Origin of the sequence: Acinetobacter ursingii DSM 16037 = CIP 107286 (assembly GCF_000368825.1) — a bacterium.
GTDB classification, from domain to species: domain Bacteria; phylum Pseudomonadota; class Gammaproteobacteria; order Pseudomonadales; family Moraxellaceae; genus Acinetobacter; species Acinetobacter ursingii.
On record NZ_KB849710.1, the window covers coordinates 38619 to 53988 of the forward strand.

Sequence of the window (15370 nt, forward strand, 5' to 3'; positions counted from 1 at the left end):
TATGAGAAAAATGCCAATAATCACTATTGTACTAAGGAGTAAATCCTATCAGTATGGGTTTAGCTTGATAGAGCTTATGGTGGTAATTGCTATTGTTGCAATTTTTGCAGCAATAGCAATTCCAAGTTATCAAATCTACGTCCGAAAAGCGGATGTTGCGAGTGCTCAACAAGAGATGCAAAGAATTGCTGAGCAGCTATCAAGACATAAAGCGCGTAATTTTAGCTATAAAGGTTTTGATGGAAGTTATTTATACAAGGATAAAGTTGGAACGCTGAACCCAAACTTTGACGCAACTAAACAAGAGTTAAAGATACCGATTGATAGTAGTAGATCAAAATATACGTTAACGATCATGGGGTCTTCTACTGATGAAAAAGGCGATACAGATCCTAGTAACGATGTGATTACACAAACATTATTAACAAACACAGGCTTAACAAACCTTGGCCAGTCATGGTCAATAAAAGCTGAGAGTAATACTGTTACAAATCCCTCAAATTATGATTTATTAATTACAAGTACAGGTATTCGCTGTATGAATAAGAATAAAGCAAAAGTAACTTACCAGACTTGTGGAACTAAGGATGATGGGAGTGAACAATGGTAAATAAAGGATTTACCCTAATAGAGGTCATGATCGTTGTAGTGATTATTGCAATATTAGTTGCGATAGCTTATCCCTCTTATACTCAGTATAGAATCCGTACGAATCGATCAGATGTGCAGAAAGAGTTATTGAATATCGCGCAACAAATGTCTGCTTATAAAGTTGCTATAGGCACTTATGCCGGAACAAATGTAAATACTATATACGGTTCAACTGTTTACCCTCAAGAATCGACAGCAATTTACGATTTGACATTTGACCCAGTAACTACTACTGCGTCTGAATGGGTACTTATTGCCAAACCTAAAAGTGCAACAATCCAAGCTGGGAATGGCTGGATTTGTCTCAATGATCAAGGTCAAAAATATTGGACCAAAGGTGCAACGGCTTGTGCTCTTTCTGCCACCTCCAACTGGGACGGACGATAAACCACAAATTCAAACCTGCGGATAACTCAAAAAAGCATCTTTTCTTTAGGTCAAAAATCACGTAGAATATCGCCCTCTATGAAAGGGGTTTGAAGCGTGATCGGTGGTCGATTACAGGGATAATCCGTAAGAATTATAAGGCTTTTATCATGGTTGTTATTCGTTTAGCGCGCGGTGGTGCAAAAAAACGTCCATTCTATCAAATCGTTGTGACTGATAGCCGCAATGCGCGTGATGGTCGTTTCATCGAACGTATTGGTTTCTTTAACCCAACTGCTCAAGGTCAAGCGGAAAAACTTCGTTTAGATGCAGACCGTTTTGCTCACTGGGTTTCTCAAGGCGCTCAACCGTCTGAACGTGTTGCTTCTTTAGCTGCTCAAGCTAAAAAAGCGGCAACTGCTGCTTAAGTAGTAGGTAATCCATGACACCAGTGCTGAATGTTCCCGAAGATCGTATTCAGATTGGACAGTTACGTTCAGCCTATGGTTTAAATGGATGGCTCTGGGTGTATTCCAATACAGAACCCATGAGCAATATGTTTGACTATCTGCCTTGGTACATTGAGACCAAAGCAGGTTGGCAAACGATAGATGTAAAGCGTTGGAAACCGCATGGCAAAGGTCTGGTAGTGAGCTTAAAAGGTGTGAGTGATCGCACTACTGCTGACAGTCTGATCGGCGCTAATATCTGGATTGCCAAATCACAATTGCCAAAAGCAGATGTAGATGAGTATTACTGGTCTGATCTCAAAGGTCTTACGGTGTTAGGACTGAATGATGATGAGCAGGAAGTCAATCTCGGACAGATTCATGAGCTTTTTGAAACAGGTGCCAATGATGTCATGGTGGTTCGCGCCACGGCTGACAGTATTGATGCTGAAGAACGCATGATTCCATGGCATAAAGATGTGGTGCAACGTGTGGATCTTGAAGCAAATCGTATTTACGTCAATTGGGGCGTAGATTACTAAATTGCACATAAGTGGTTTAGTGCGAACGCAGTAAGAAAATAGAGGAGTCTGCGATGTTTTTTGCAGTCATTACACTGTTTCCTGAAATGTTCGAAGCGATTACTGCCTACGGGATTAGTGGTCGTGCAGCCAAGCGTGACATGGTACAGGTGACCTGTATCAATCCACGTGATTTTGCACAGGGTAACTACAAACGAGTGGATGAACGTCCATTTGGTGGTGGCCCAGGTATGGTGATGATGGCTGAGCCTTTGGCGGAAGCGATTGCCCATGCCAAACAGCTTGCGAGCCAAGCAGGATGTGTTCATGTCCCTGTAGTATATATGTCGCCACAAGGTCAAACCTTAAATGAACCCGCAGTACAACAGTTCATTGAATATGATGGTTTAATTGTACTTTGTGGTCGTTATGAGGGTGTCGATGAGCGTTTAATCCAGCGTTATATTGATCAGGAATGGTCAATTGGGGATTACGTTTTGTCGGGTGGTGAACTGCCCGCGATGGTGCTTTTGGATAGTATTATTCGGCGTTTGCCCGATGTCATGTCCGATGAGCAATCGCATATACAGGATTCTTTTGTGGATGGTTTACTCGACTGCCCACAATATACCAAGCCTGACCATTTTGAAGGGTTGGATGTGCCTGAGGTACTTAAATCAGGACATCATGCTAATATTGAAAAATGGCGGTTTTTGCAGCGTTATCAACGTACACTTGAACGTCGACCTGAGTTGGTTGAACAAGTGATATTGACCAAGCAGCAAAAAAAATGGCTCAACGATTTAGATGGATCATGAAGATGAAACATCTTTTATAGGCTCTTTATTTTTATACGTTCAGTATGAATGATAAAGGGAAAGTTAAACGGGTTGATATGCGCTTTAGCCTCTGTCCCCAGCGGTGTAAGAGACCTCTTCTCTCCCGCACATATTGGAGATTCCACAATGAGTGGTAAACATCCTTTAGTTCAAGCAATTGAAAATTCACAGTTAAAATCAGACATTCCTGCTTTTGCTCCAGGTGACACAGTCATCGTTCAAGTTAAAGTAAAAGAGGGTGATCGTGAGCGTCTTCAAGCATTTGAAGGTGTTGTGATTGCGAAGAAAAACCGTGGCCTAAACTCTGCGTTCACTGTTCGTAAAATTTCTAGCGGTGTTGGTGTTGAGCGTGTTTTCCAAACTCACTCACCAGTTGTTGCTAAAATTGAAGTGAAACGTCGTGGTGATGTTCGCCGTGCGAAACTTTACTATCTTCGTGAATTGTCTGGTAAAGCTGCACGTATTCGTGAAAAATTGCCAGCACGTAAACAAGGTTAATTTTAACCTCGTTTTCAAGCAAAAAAATGCGCCGATAAGGCGCATTTTTTATATGCGTTTTATAGACCTTGTAATTTAAGTCGGTTCGCATGCTGACGATAAAGCGCCACAGGGTCTGCTGAGAACACGCTGCGTAAGCCGAGTACCTGATTCACCTCATCAAAATGATTATGGAAATAGTCATCTCGAATGGTTTTGCCAAGTCGGCTACTACATTGGCTCACTAGACCATCGTTCTTTTGACCACTAAACGCCACATATCCCATAGAGGTTAATAAAGTATCAGGATCTAAAGGATTGGTGGTTTGTGCTGCACCTGTCCATGAGTAAAATGCTATGCCATTGGCATTTGCAGGTCCATCCTGACAGGCTTTTGTGGGTAAACCCAATGGAAACTTGGCATTAAACTCTGCTGCTCCCTGAGCCGATAAGCTATGAATCGATGCTTTAAAATCACTGGGTAAATTAGAACGAAGTTGCGCGTAGCTAATAATCGGTGAAACCAAAGCATCTACAGCTGCTGCCAATGCAGTATTGAGTAAAGGTAGATTCTGAACCAGATCGGCGACAGGAGAGCCAAAATTGACGCCTGCTACACTGGTAACCGATGAAACCAAATCTGGTCTAATCCCAGCAACATAACGCGCGGTTGGGCCACCATGACTATGTCCAATCAGATTGACCTTGTTTTTGCCAGTGATTGCCACGACTTCTTCGACTTGTTGTAACAATTGTTCGCCACGTACTTCAGTCGACTCAAGCGGGGATACCTGCGTAGCATAGGCGGTTGCACCATTTTTGGCTAAATCGGGTAATACCTGATACCAGTAATCGAGCCCAAACTCTGCTGAACCCAAACGGTTAAATCCAAACATACCGTGTACAAAAACTAATGGATATTTGGTTTTGGCATAGTCTGAAATGACATTTTTTGTTTCTGCACTTTGTAATCCTTCCGCAGCGAAACTACTCTGGATTACAAGACAACTGATCAGTCCTGTTATGAATATTCTTGATCGCATTTGATCTTTATCCTCTTTTTGTTTTCGTTTTATGCTGGTGATCCTCTCCAGCAAATCCCTAAAAAATGATCCTCCTGTGATTGATTATGCTGTTACTGAGCAAATGGTAGTGTTCCACCTTGATCATGAACAGATTCAAATGTTTGTAATCGAAGCTGTTCTTGAGGGTTGCTAAATGTTTGCAGGCGTAATTGATCAATCGCCTGTTGTTTGGCGGCATCAGACATCCCGCTATTTAAAATAGTATCGCGATTATTCAGATATTGATTCACACGACTTTTCCAGACATCGCGATTTTGATCAAGGCTTTCTAAGCGTTGAGTGGCTTCAGCCCCGACTAGATTCAAACGCATTTGTCGTAATTCACTGGCTGAACCATGACGATCTTGAATGGCTTGAGTCAAATGCCGCAATTCTTCTAATTTGGTGGTTTGTTGTAGATTTTCTTGCCAATCTTGAGGAAGTTGATCGAATAGTGCTTTTAAACGTTTAGCTTTTTCACTTTCAGATAGATTCTTGTCATCCAATATTGCCATACGGTTTAAAGTGTATTCATGATAAGTATCCTCGCTGCCAAATAATCCTGAAATTTCATTCACAGAAAAAAATTGTTGGCGTAGATTTTTCATATTGCTGAAAATAGCACGATAATAAGCAGGATCATCCTGTTTTAAATTCGGTGGGCTGAGTTCCCCAAGCTGCTGGCGATACTTTAAATAACGACTCCAGAGATCCTGAATTTGTGATAAAGCGGGTTCATGGTAATTTTGCTCTAAGTATTTTTTAAAATCGCTATCAATTTGAGCAATACTTTTTTCCCCATATTGAGTAATAAAATACTCAAAACAATCTCGGGTTTGTTCATTCACAATTAAGGAATTGTTCGCAAGTTTAAGCTGACAATTAATCTGAGTATCTGCTTGGCTTGGACTGCTCAATGCCGATGTGGCGAAGCTTGATCCAGACGGTGGGGGAGTTAAAGGTGCTTGCGTAGAAATATTTTGTCTTGATTTATCCTGATTAGACATAGATCCATTGGCAGACTGAGGTTTAAGCCAAAACATCAAACCGATGACCAATAGAAGAATAAAACCAATGACGATCCAAACATAATGATTGCGAAATCCTTGCATGTAGAGATCCATCCCTATTTCTTTTTTGTTTTAGTAGATTTAAAGAATCCATGTATAAAAATAGCACAGTAAACATAAAATACTGTAAAAATGGATAAGTGGATTTGATAACATGGCGACAGCATTTTGACTGCTTCGCACTGGACATACATGACGGCTAAATCTGAAAAAATCCCTCGTCGCCACTTGAGTGGTGTTTTTCTGCTGAATAAGCCTTTAGGCTTAAGTTCAAATGCAGCCTTGCAAAAAGTTCGTTGGCTATTTAGGGCGCAAAAGGCAGGACATACGGGTGCACTGGATCCTTTAGCCACAGGTTTGTTACCTATTTGTCTGGGGGAAGCAACCAAGTTTTCACATTATTTACTAGATTCAACCAAACGTTATCAAACCGTGGTCAAACTCGGAGAAACCACTTCGACGGGTGATGTAGAGGGGGAGATTCTTAAGCGTAGAAATGTTCCCGCCTTGACCCGTCAAAGTATTGAACAAGTGCTGGATCAATTCCGTGGGGATATTCAGCAAATTCCGCCGATGTATTCCGCTTTAAAGCGCGATGGACGTCCTCTGTATGAATTGGCACGACAGGGCATTGAAATTGAACGTGCAGCCCGTCCTGTAACCATTTATGAGTTAAAACTGATTGATTTCGATGCAGAAAGTTTAACCTTGGATGTGACTTGTTCTAAAGGGACTTATATTCGGGTATTGGGGGAGGATATTGGTGAGGCGCTCGGTTGTGGTGGTCATCTCACCCATTTGCATCGAATCCAGACGGGACATTTTCAACTCATCCCTGAATATAGCATTGAATATTTAGAACAACTGAATGAAACACAGCGCGATATGCTATTATTGCCGGCCTACGCACCCGTCGAATATTTACCGAAAGTTCAAATTCCTGAAGGCCGTCACAAATATTTTTGTAATGGTCAGGAAAGTAATATCGAACATCCACCTGCGCCTGAAGTTCTAGTATTTGATCAAGATCATTGTTTGGGTCTGGCTGAAATTACCGATAAAAAAAGATTGGTGCCGAAGCGTCTTTTAAATTTATAGGCATAGTTCCCCATGGAAATCGAAGTCATACTCAGCTTAATCTTTTTTGCGTTTTGTGCAGGTGCAATTGATGCGGCAGTGGGTGGGGGTGGCTTGATTCAGATTCCTGCTCTGATGAGTACCTTTCCGCAAATGTCACCTGCCACCGTAATTGGAACCAATAAGCTCTCTTCAGTTTTCGGCACAGCTTCTGCGGCCTATACCTTTGTGCGCAAGGTTAAATTACAGTGGAAATTACTGGCGGTGATTGCCGTATGTGCCTTGATCAGTTCTTTTCTGGGGGCAGCTTGTTTGTCCTTGATTCCTCAGTCGGTGTTACGTCCATTTGTCTTTGTGATGTTAATCGTTATTGCGATTTATACATTGGTAAAAAAGAATTTTGGACAGGTACATGTTGCTTTAAGTATCACGCCTAGAGTACTTATGCTTGCTGCAATTGGGAGCTTGCTGATTGGATTTTATGACGGAATTTTTGGTCCAGGGACCGGCAGTTTTTTTATTTTCTTCTTTATCCGCTTTTTGAATGTTGATTTCTTACATGCTTCAGCATTATCAAAAATCGGAAATTTCATGACCAATATTGCTGCTCTTAGCTTTTTGGCACCGACAGGTCATGTGATTTTTCAGATTGGTCTTATGATGGCGGTTGCCAATGTGATTGGCTCTATAGTCGGTGTACGTGTTGCGCTGAAATATGGCAGTGGCTTTGTACGAATTATCTTTTTGATTTTGGTTTCGATCTTGATCTGTCGCATTGGTTATCAAATGTTTGTAACAGGATAGTCGATCAAACAACGTTCTGAAACAGATTTTGACATCAACGAACTTTTTTTCATGCATTGAAAAAGTAAACTAAAGGTAGCCAATCGGCTGCCTTTTTCTTATTTAGCCACATGATAATAGCCAGAATAGGGATGATAAATAGATGAATATTTTTGAAGCATTACGGGAAAGTCATGACAATCAACGTGCTCTTTCTGAACAATTAATACAGACGCATGGACACACTGAACTACGTGAACAATTGTTTCAGGCCTTAAAAAATGAACTGTGGGCGCATTCTGTTGCAGAAGATCGCTATCTTTATATTCCATTAATGTTTAATGATATTGGGCTGGATATTAGCCGACATGCCTTATCAGAACATCATGAAATGGATGAGCTTGTTGAACAGCTTGAAGAAACTGATATGAGCAGTCCAAGTTGGTTGGCGATTGCTAAACAGTTAAGTGACGTGGTACATCACCATTTAAAAGAAGAAGAGCATAAATTCTTCCAGCAGGCTGGTAAAATTCTGGATGACAAACAAAAAGAAAAACTGGGTCAGCAATATTTAAAAGAATACGCCAAATATAAGAAGCATGAACTTGTCTGATATTAAATGCTCCATTCTTTAGCGTATTTTAAAGTCGAGTTACGAGTTACGTAGTAGAGTGATCAATGTCTTGACGCGATGCGCGTAGCGTAACTCCAATTGAGGCAAGCATAATAAAACCAAGGGCAATCCATTGTAATAACGTAATGTTTTCATGCAATAAGATTAAACCTGCGAGTGCGGCCAAAGCAGGAGAAAGGCTTGATAATGTGCCGTAGCTGAGTTTAGTCAGTCTTTTTAGGGCAAATAAATCTAGTGCATACGGAATAGCGGTGGCTAAGATGGCAATCAACAATGCCTTTGGCCAAAACTCAGAATCGAGAAGATGTTCAGGTTGATGAACTAAACCAATGGGCAATAACACCATCGCTGAAAGACTAATGGCAATGGTCAAGGCATGCATCCCGATATTTTGGCGTACCACTTTATGTCCAAAGTAGATATAAAATGCCCAGCATAAACCTGCCCCAAGTGCAAACGCTGCACCAGTTAAGGAGAAGTTTGCCTGAGCCGCTTGTTGCCAAGGTACCATCAGGGCAATCCCTAAGATGGCACAGATTACCCAGATATAATCGCGGCGTTGCTGAATCGAAAGTAAGGCGAGTCCCAGTGGGCCAATAAACTCTAATCCAACCGCAATCCCTTGGGGCAATTTGCCAAGAGACATATAAAACAACACATTCATGACACCTAAAGCGCCACTATAACCGAGTAAGTCACGCCATTTTAAAGTCGAAAGCTTGCTTAAGATTTTCCAAGATCGAAACATGAAAAAGACTAAAACTGAAGCAAAGCAGAGCCTTAAAATGGTTACACTCAAGGGATCTAATACTGCAATTAATTGCTTGGCAAAAGATGCGCTAACTTGATAACACATCATCGACAACATCATGGCTAGGACAGCAATCAATGGAGTATTAGACATGGTGAGGGCTCAAAAGATATAAATAACTGAAACGATAAATCTTGTATGCAATAACATCTATTATAAGAAACTGAGATGAGTCTTTCATGGCACTACATGGTCTGTACGTTTAGCGCGTTGCGTTGTCACTGTGCAACCCACCGAAGCTGTAATAATCGTTGCTAAAGCAAGCCATTGACTCCATATTAATTTTTCGCCCAAAAAGATGAAACCGGAAAATGCAGCAACCGCAGGTTCCATGCTCATCAGTGTACCAAAGCTTAGTGCAGTGAGTCGTCTTAATGCCAGCATTTCCAGTGAAAAAGGCAAGGCACTGGCTAAAATTGCAAGTGCAATAAAATAAAAAATATAGGGAAGTTCAAAGACGTGCGCCATAGAGCCTGTTAGAAATGCAATCGGAATTAATAGCAATGCACCAATTGTCATGCCTAGAAATACCGTGTGATTGCCTGAAATGCCTGAAGGCTTCTGACCTGCAATAATATACAATGCCCAACAAGCACCTGCCGCTAAGGCATAAGCTATTCCAATCAGATCCAGATGATGGCTGGCCTGATGAAATGGAAACAGTAAGAGTAAGCCTACAATGGCACAGCACACCCAGATCAAATCGTATTTTTGTCTAGCATAGTAAAGAGCAATACTTAACGGCCCAACAAACTCAAATGCCACTGCGATGCCCAAAGGTAAACGTTGCAGCGATAAATAAAATAAGGCATTCATTCCTGCCAGCGCCAGACCATAACTGATAATTGCTTTCCAGCGAACCTTTTGCCACTGGATTTTCCATGCCTGAAAAATCACCGCTAAAATCAGCGCGCCAAAACATAGTCGCATCGCAGAAACCGTCAGAACGGGGTAGCTTTGAAATAAGACTTTGGCGAGAGAACCGCTACTTTGCACACAGATCATCGCCACAAGCAGAAAAATTAAAGCTTGTAATTGCGACTTCGGACTAGATAAGGACATTTTGAACAAACGGTATATTTTTAAGCATGATAATTCATGTTGAGACAAAAAAGCCACAGACATTGCTGTGGCTTTTGAGCAAAAATTTTATTAGAACAAGATACGAACGCGAATCGTACCTTCGACTTCGCTCAACATATCCAGAGCTTCCTGAGAGGCAGATGCATCAACATCCATGACCAGATAGCCAATATCACCTTTGGTCATTAAACTTTGACCAGAAATGTTAATACCTTGATCTGCAAATAGATTATTGATTTTAGACAATACGCCTGGAATATTCTTGTGAATATGCAACAGACGATGTTTACCTTCAGTCAATGGCAATGCGATTTCTGGGAAATTCACCGCAGAAAGCGTCATACCCTTATCAGAATACGCGACAAACTTTTCAGCTACTTCAAGACCAATATTGGCCTGCGCTTCCATAGTTGAACCGCCCACATGTGGGGTGAGGATCACGTTTGGAATGTTACGTAGTGGAGAAATAAATTCTTCACCATTGGCTTTAGGCTCTTTCGGGAATACATCGACCGCTGCACCTGCAAGATGACCAGATTTCAATGCATCTGCCAAGTCTTCAATCACCACACAGGTACCACGTGCCGCATTCAAGAAGATTGAACCTTCTTTCATTTTAGCAAACTGTTCTTTTTTGAAGAAGTTGCGTGTAGACGGTACATCTGGAACGTGTAAAGTCACCACATCAGCCGTTGCAAGTAATTCATCCAGTGAACCTACTTGACGTGCATTACCTAATGGGAGTTTGGTCACGGCATCAAAATAGATCACTTTCATACCAAGACTTTCTGCCAATACAGAAAGCTGAGAACCAATCGAACCGTAACCCACAATACCTAAAGTCTTACCACGTGTTTCAAAAGAACCAACCGCAGATTTATTCCATCCACCTGCATGGGTATCTGTTGATTTCTCTGGCACACGACGCAACAATAAAATTGTTTCAGCAAGAACCAGTTCAGCAACGGAGCGCGTATTTGAATACGGGGCGTTGAAAACTGGGATACCACGTGACATCGCGGCTTTTAAATCAACCTGATTGGTTCCGATACAAAAACAGCCGACCGCGATCAATTTATTCGCAGCTTCAAACACTTCTTCAGTGAGTTGAGTACGCGAACGAATCCCAATAAAGTGCGCATCTTTGACGGCTTCTTTTAGAGCGTCGCCTTCCAGCGCAGTTTTATGATAATCGATGTTGGTATAACCCGCTGCATTGAGAGTATCGATGGCGTTTTGGTGAACACCTTCTAACAACAAGAAACGAATTTTATCTTTAGGTAGTGATAGATGTTGGCTCATTACGGCTCCGCTACAAAGGCCAAATTTAGTCGCGAAATTATATCACAAGTCCTGCCAGTTGTTTATGCGTTATCACGCAACGATATGGAATCATGAGCTGAATAAATTTCAATTTATTGACAATCTAATTCAAGTTGTGGTTGGCAGATTAAAAAATTGAATATTTCTAAATAAGCTATTCAACACATTTTGTAGTGACTGTATGTTTAAGCGATGCTTTATCCAGCGCCTGCTTACATGTAAAATAAGATGAATATTTGGTAAAACACCAAACGCTTTTAGAAATTTGTGAGTCATGCTGCAACTTGTGTATGTGGATTGCAGTACAATTTTCAAATTTCTTAACCCCACCTGTTTATTTCTTGCTAGGCCTGTAAACGATGAATGCTCCAGTCGCTTTAACACCTGAGTTACTTACCCAATTAACTGCGATCGTCGGTGAAAACCGAATTAAAACCGATGCGGATAGTCTTGAAAATTGGGGACGCGATCATACCAAGCATTTTGATCCAAACCCATCAGTCATCGTTTTTCCATCAAGTACTGAGCAGGTTCAAGCGATCGTCAAACTTGCCAATCAATTTCATGTGGCGATTACACCATCAGGTGGTCGCACAGGTTTATCGGCAGGTGCAGTTGCGACCAACGGTGAAATTGTCATTAGTATGGACAAGATGAACCAGATTCTGGAATTCTTCCCAGCAGATCGTATGGTACGTGTACAAGCAGGGGTGGTGACTGAGCAATTGCAGAATTACGCTGAAGAACAGGGCATGTATTATCCAGTTGATTTTGCATCTGCTGGTTCGAGCCAGATTGGCGGTAATATTGGCACCAATGCGGGCGGTATCAAAGTTATCAAATACGGCATGACGCGTAACTGGGTGCTAGGTTTGACCGTAGTCACAGGTAAAGGCGATATTTTACGCTTAAACAAAGGCATGGTTAAAAACGCAACTGGCTATGCATTACAACATTTGTTTATTGGTGGTGAAGGAACTTTAGGTTTAGTGACTGAAGCTGAAATTAAACTGGAACGTCAACCACAAAATCTACAGGTATTGGTGCTAGGTGTGCCTGATTTTGATGCGGTGATGCCTGTATTACATGCATTCCAAAAGGAAATTGACCTGACGGCTTTTGAGTTCTTTGGTGAACTGGCGATGCAAAAAGTGTTGGATCGTGGTCATGTCCAACGCCCTTTTGAAACGCAATGTCCATTTTACGTGTTACTTGAATTTGAAGCACCGTATGAGCCGATTATGGATAAAGCCATGCAGATTTTTGAACATTGTATGGAACAGGGTTGGGTGCTTGATGGCGTGATGAGCCAAAGTCTGGATCAGGTTGAAAGCTTGTGGCGTTTGCGTGAAGATATTTCTGAGTCGATTGCGCCGTTTATTCCGTATAAAAACGACATTTCAGTTTTGATCACACATGTGCCTGCATTTATTAAAGAAATTGATGACATTGTGCAGGACAATTATCCAGACTTTGAAATTTGTTGGTTTGGTCATATTGGTGACGGGAATTTACATTTAAATATTTTGAAACCTGAGAATTTAAGCAAGGATGAGTTCTTTGCCAAATGTCAGGTGGTGAATAAATATGTATTCGATACAGTGAAAAAATATGATGGTTCAATTTCGGCTGAACATGGTGTAGGGATGACCAAAAAACCGTATTTGGAATATTCGCGTTCACCTGAAGAAATTGGTTATATGAAAGCCTTGAAACTGGCATTTGATCCGAACGGTATTATGAATCCGGGTAAATTGTTTGATTTATAAAAATCACAAAACTGTAGAAGCTACATAGTTTCTACAGTGTAATTGAGATTGGCGTAGCATCATAAAGCTACGCCTTTTGTTTTTTAGATGTGTGAAAAAGATGTTACGTTTAATTGCGATTTCTGGATTATGTTTGGGATTGATGACGAGTTGTGCCACAACCACTAAGTTAATGTCATTGGGTGGTGGCGAAAGCCCAATGCAACAGGTTTTAAAAGCGCAGCCTGAAATTAGTAAAGAACATCAAAATACCTCGATTCAGCAAGTGTTTAATCGAGTTGAATCTCCTACTGTTTCCAGAATTACGGTCATTCAAACGGGTTTAATGGATGATTCGGTGTCTGCGATTAAAACTGAATATTTATTTAAGTTGGATGATAAAAAATGGCAGTTGCAAAATAAACAGCAGAGTTATCAATGTGCCAGAGGCAAGAATACTCGCAGTTTTCAGAGCAAGTTGTGTTCTTAGTGTTTTAGGCTTTATTGCTTGAATAAATAAGAAATTTTAGGTAAAAGCATATCGGAAGATATGCTTTTTTTATGAGATTTTTATAATAATGAACATCCATCGCGAAATTGAAAAGCTGTTCCAACAGCGCCAAGACATTCCATTATTTTATATTGAAAGTGGCAGTCGTTTATGGGGTATGGCAAGTCCTGACAGTGACTATGATGTGCGTGGCTTCCATTTACCCAGTAAAGATCAGTATTTTGATTATAAAAAGCATCGTGATCTGATAGAAATCATGGATGGCGATTTTGACTTTGTTTCTTATGATTTAGATAAAATGTTTGGTCTGCTCGCTAAAAGTAATCCCACAGTTATCGAATGGGTACGAGCGCATATTGTGTATTTTAATGCTTTTCCAGAATGGCAAAGTTTCCGCAATGGGTTGCTTGAGCGAATTGACTATAGCGCGCTATATCATCACTACTTATCACTAGCGAAAGGTGGGATGAAAGTGATGCAAACCGCAGATAATTTTACTTATAAGAAAGTATTTTATTCGATTCGTGGTTTGATGTCAGCAGAGTTAGCAACTCAGGAAATCATGCCTGAATTGTTGATTACCACTTTATTTGAACAAATCGCTGCTAATGATCCTTTACGTCATTGGGCGGAAGATTATTTAGAAATTAAAAAGCAGCAGAAAGAAAAAGCCCAACTTCCAGAAGTAGAGCAGACAGCTATTCTTCAGTTGTTGGAAACGAAAATTGAGCAGTTGGCTGCTAAAGAGATGAAAAAAATCTGATCAGCGTGAGGGTTTAGAACGCTACCTGACAGAATATAGTCGTCATTTGAAGCAGTATTATTATCAGTAGAAGCAAGCTTCTACTGATCGTTTTTAATTTTAAAACCTACTTTGTAGAATACGAACTTTGACATCCACCACATGATCTTTGATCGCTTCAAAATGTCGCTGCATATGGGCAGTTTGCATATGCGCTTCAAGATGCGCGGTGCTTTGCCATTTTTCTAACATTACAATTAAGTTTTGATCTTGAGTTTGTATTTCAAGCGCAGGTAAGTGATCAATTAAAGTCTCGTAACCATAACAACCATCTTCTGCCAACACCGTAGGGGTGATTTTTTGAAAGGCATCTAAAACAGCTTGACGATGTTCCGTAGCTGCATGGATACGAATTTCGGCAATAATCGTCAACATTGTGTTTTCCTTATTCCTGTTCAACTGTAAAAACTTGATCTAAATGGGCTTTGTAAGCATCGAGATAGCTCGGCACGTCTGGCATCTTAATCACATCATTCACGATAAAAGTGGGGAGTGAGTCCATTCCCAAAAATTGGTTTGCCTTATGAAAAGGTAAATACACGCCATCTACACCGACGCCGTGAAAAAACTGATCAGGATCGGTAAATGCTTCGATTGGGGCATTCCATGTTAAAGACAACATGTATTTTTTGCCCTGAATCAAACCACCTGAACCATATTTTTTAGTGACATCGGAACGGCTGCGTCCATCACTGGCATACAGTACACCATGACCAATGGTAAATACCTCATCGATATATTTTTTCATCGTCCACGGCGCGCCCATCCACCAACCTGGCATTTGATAGATCACCACATCTGCCCACACATATTTATCTATCTCAGCTTGAATATCATAGTCACTGTCCGTCCGCGTTACTTTGACGTCATGACCTAACTGGATTAAATGACGTTGCGCAAAATCGGTTAAGGTATCATTCAATTGGCCATTGGAATGTGCAAATGCTTTAGCACCGTTGATGATTAAGATATGACTCACGGGAGAACCTGATTTTAAAATTCATGATAGTCAATATAGAGTGTTTATTGATTCTAAAAAATGCATGAATCTGCAAAATATTATTGCTTAAAAATCAATAATTCTTTATAGGAAGTTGCGTGCTGTTTATTTTTTAACTCAAACTGTGGATAACTTCGCGTTTACTCACAGTCACAACATGC

The 15370-nt window shown here is 40.8% G+C and carries 18 protein-coding genes and 1 pseudogene; 12 read left to right on the top strand and 7 right to left on the bottom strand.

All coding sequences use genetic code 11. The annotated features are described in order from the left end of the window. The first annotated feature begins 1 nt into the window (after window position 1). The 6 genes from F944_RS00180 (at window position 2) to rplS (ending at window position 3324) form a co-directional block, all read left to right on the top strand. Window positions 2-610: a type IV pilin protein gene (locus F944_RS00180; protein ID WP_004985142.1), complete on the top strand. Its 609-nt coding sequence runs from the start codon at window positions 2-4 to the stop codon at window positions 608-610. After that, entirely contained in the window at window positions 604-1038 is a 435-nt protein-coding gene (locus tag F944_RS00185) for a type IV pilin protein (protein ID WP_004985143.1), read from the top strand. The genes F944_RS00180 and F944_RS00185 overlap by 7 nt, the downstream gene beginning before the upstream one ends. Window positions 1039-1187: 149 nt before the next feature. After that, window positions 1188-1445, top strand: coding sequence for a 30S ribosomal protein S16 (gene rpsP / locus F944_RS00190; protein ID WP_004923845.1), 258 nt, complete (start codon window positions 1188-1190; stop codon window positions 1443-1445). Between the two features lie 14 nt (window positions 1446-1459). After that, window positions 1460-2008, top strand: coding sequence for a ribosome maturation factor RimM (gene rimM, locus F944_RS00195; RefSeq protein ID WP_004985145.1), 549 nt, complete (start codon window positions 1460-1462; stop codon window positions 2006-2008). A 53-nt stretch (window positions 2009-2061) separates the two neighbouring features. Continuing rightward, window positions 2062-2805 (top strand): tRNA (guanosine(37)-N1)-methyltransferase TrmD, encoded by a 744-nt coding sequence (gene trmD / locus F944_RS00200; protein ID WP_004985147.1) that lies wholly within the window; start codon window positions 2062-2064, stop codon window positions 2803-2805. Window positions 2806-2952: 147 nt separating this feature from the next. After that, window positions 2953-3324, top strand: coding sequence for a 50S ribosomal protein L19 (rplS, locus tag F944_RS00205; RefSeq protein ID WP_004985149.1), 372 nt, complete (start codon window positions 2953-2955; stop codon window positions 3322-3324). A 59-nt stretch (window positions 3325-3383) separates the two neighbouring features. Here the strand turns inward: rplS and F944_RS00210 are convergent, their stop codons facing one another. Both F944_RS00210 and F944_RS00215 read right to left on the bottom strand, forming a co-directional pair. Beyond that, window positions 3384-4346, bottom strand: coding sequence for an esterase/lipase family protein (locus tag F944_RS00210; RefSeq protein ID WP_004985154.1), 963 nt, complete (start codon window positions 4344-4346; stop codon window positions 3384-3386). Between the two features lie 92 nt (window positions 4347-4438). Further along, entirely contained in the window at window positions 4439-5479 is a 1041-nt protein-coding gene (locus F944_RS00215; RefSeq protein ID WP_004985156.1) for a lipase secretion chaperone, read from the bottom strand. A 150-nt stretch (window positions 5480-5629) separates the two neighbouring features. Between F944_RS00215 and truB the strand changes: the two genes are divergently transcribed. From truB to F944_RS00230, 3 genes are all read left to right on the top strand, one after another. Next, window positions 5630-6535, top strand: a complete 906-nt coding sequence (truB, locus tag F944_RS00220) for a tRNA pseudouridine(55) synthase TruB (RefSeq protein ID WP_004985158.1) — start codon at window positions 5630-5632, stop codon at window positions 6533-6535. A gap of 12 nt (window positions 6536-6547) precedes the next feature. Beyond that, entirely contained in the window at window positions 6548-7318 is a 771-nt protein-coding gene (locus F944_RS00225; RefSeq protein WP_004985162.1) for a sulfite exporter TauE/SafE family protein, read from the top strand. 142 nt (window positions 7319-7460) lie between these two features. Then, window positions 7461-7910 (top strand): hemerythrin domain-containing protein, encoded by a 450-nt coding sequence (locus tag F944_RS00230; RefSeq protein WP_004985164.1) that lies wholly within the window; start codon window positions 7461-7463, stop codon window positions 7908-7910. A 46-nt stretch (window positions 7911-7956) separates the two neighbouring features. Here the strand turns inward: F944_RS00230 and F944_RS00235 are convergent, their stop codons facing one another. From F944_RS00235 to serA, 3 genes are all read right to left on the bottom strand, one after another. Beyond that, window positions 7957-8835, bottom strand: a complete 879-nt coding sequence (locus F944_RS00235; protein ID WP_004985166.1) for an EamA family transporter — start codon at window positions 8833-8835, stop codon at window positions 7957-7959. An 84-nt stretch (window positions 8836-8919) separates the two neighbouring features. After that, window positions 8920-9804 (bottom strand): EamA family transporter, encoded by an 885-nt coding sequence (locus F944_RS00240; RefSeq protein WP_010588684.1) that lies wholly within the window; start codon window positions 9802-9804, stop codon window positions 8920-8922. Window positions 9805-9894: 90 nt separating this feature from the next. After that, window positions 9895-11127 carry a phosphoglycerate dehydrogenase gene (gene serA / locus F944_RS00245; RefSeq protein ID WP_004985171.1) on the bottom strand — a complete coding sequence of 411 codons (1233 nt, stop codon included), beginning with the start codon at window positions 11125-11127 and terminating at the stop codon, window positions 9895-9897. A 380-nt stretch (window positions 11128-11507) separates the two neighbouring features. Between serA and F944_RS00250 the strand changes: the two genes are divergently transcribed. From F944_RS00250 to F944_RS00260, 3 genes and pseudogenes are all read left to right on the top strand, one after another. Next, entirely contained in the window at window positions 11508-12917 is a 1410-nt protein-coding gene (locus F944_RS00250; protein ID WP_004985175.1) for an FAD-binding oxidoreductase, read from the top strand. Window positions 12918-13017: 100 nt separating this feature from the next. Next, on the top strand, window positions 13018-13386 hold the full coding sequence (locus F944_RS00255; RefSeq protein WP_004985178.1) for a hypothetical protein: 369 nt from the start codon (window positions 13018-13020) through the stop codon (window positions 13384-13386). Between the two features lie 88 nt (window positions 13387-13474). Beyond that, window positions 13475-14240: pseudogene (locus F944_RS00260) on the top strand (nucleotidyltransferase domain-containing protein). Between the two features lie 29 nt (window positions 14241-14269). Here F944_RS00260 and F944_RS00265 read toward each other — a convergent pair. Further along, a complete protein-coding gene (locus tag F944_RS00265; RefSeq protein ID WP_004985182.1) occupies window positions 14270-14584 on the bottom strand; it encodes a putative quinol monooxygenase in 315 nt (104 codons plus the stop codon). A 10-nt stretch (window positions 14585-14594) separates the two neighbouring features. After that, window positions 14595-15188 (bottom strand): NAD(P)H-dependent oxidoreductase, encoded by a 594-nt coding sequence (locus F944_RS00270; protein ID WP_004985186.1) that lies wholly within the window; start codon window positions 15186-15188, stop codon window positions 14595-14597. Between the last annotated feature and the right edge of the window lie 182 nt (window positions 15189-15370).

What these genes read in the sequence shown, in the direction of transcription:
- F944_RS00180 (WP_004985142.1), top strand. Translation starts at nt 2, where the DNA reads ATGAGAAAAATGCCAATAATCACTATTGTACTAAGGAGTAAATCCTAT.
- F944_RS00185 (WP_004985143.1), top strand. Translation starts at nt 604, where the DNA reads ATGGTAAATAAAGGATTTACCCTAATAGAGGTCATGATCGTTGTAGTG.
- rpsP (WP_004923845.1), top strand. Translation starts at nt 1,188, where the DNA reads ATGGTTGTTATTCGTTTAGCGCGCGGTGGTGCAAAAAAACGTCCATTC.
- rimM (WP_004985145.1), top strand. Translation starts at nt 1,460, where the DNA reads ATGACACCAGTGCTGAATGTTCCCGAAGATCGTATTCAGATTGGACAG.
- trmD (WP_004985147.1), top strand. Translation starts at nt 2,062, where the DNA reads ATGTTTTTTGCAGTCATTACACTGTTTCCTGAAATGTTCGAAGCGATT.
- rplS (WP_004985149.1), top strand. Translation starts at nt 2,953, where the DNA reads ATGAGTGGTAAACATCCTTTAGTTCAAGCAATTGAAAATTCACAGTTA.
- F944_RS00210 (WP_004985154.1), bottom strand. Translation starts at nt 4,346, where the DNA reads ATGCGATCAAGAATATTCATAACAGGACTGATCAGTTGTCTTGTAATC.
- F944_RS00215 (WP_004985156.1), bottom strand. Translation starts at nt 5,479, where the DNA reads ATGCAAGGATTTCGCAATCATTATGTTTGGATCGTCATTGGTTTTATT.
- truB (WP_004985158.1), top strand. Translation starts at nt 5,630, where the DNA reads ATGACGGCTAAATCTGAAAAAATCCCTCGTCGCCACTTGAGTGGTGTT.
- F944_RS00225 (WP_004985162.1), top strand. Translation starts at nt 6,548, where the DNA reads ATGGAAATCGAAGTCATACTCAGCTTAATCTTTTTTGCGTTTTGTGCA.
- F944_RS00230 (WP_004985164.1), top strand. Translation starts at nt 7,461, where the DNA reads ATGAATATTTTTGAAGCATTACGGGAAAGTCATGACAATCAACGTGCT.
- F944_RS00235 (WP_004985166.1), bottom strand. Translation starts at nt 8,835, where the DNA reads ATGTCTAATACTCCATTGATTGCTGTCCTAGCCATGATGTTGTCGATG.
- F944_RS00240 (WP_010588684.1), bottom strand. Translation starts at nt 9,804, where the DNA reads ATGTCCTTATCTAGTCCGAAGTCGCAATTACAAGCTTTAATTTTTCTG.
- serA (WP_004985171.1), bottom strand. Translation starts at nt 11,127, where the DNA reads ATGAGCCAACATCTATCACTACCTAAAGATAAAATTCGTTTCTTGTTG.
- F944_RS00250 (WP_004985175.1), top strand. Translation starts at nt 11,508, where the DNA reads ATGAATGCTCCAGTCGCTTTAACACCTGAGTTACTTACCCAATTAACT.
- F944_RS00255 (WP_004985178.1), top strand. Translation starts at nt 13,018, where the DNA reads ATGTTACGTTTAATTGCGATTTCTGGATTATGTTTGGGATTGATGACG.
- F944_RS00265 (WP_004985182.1), bottom strand. Translation starts at nt 14,584, where the DNA reads ATGTTGACGATTATTGCCGAAATTCGTATCCATGCAGCTACGGAACAT.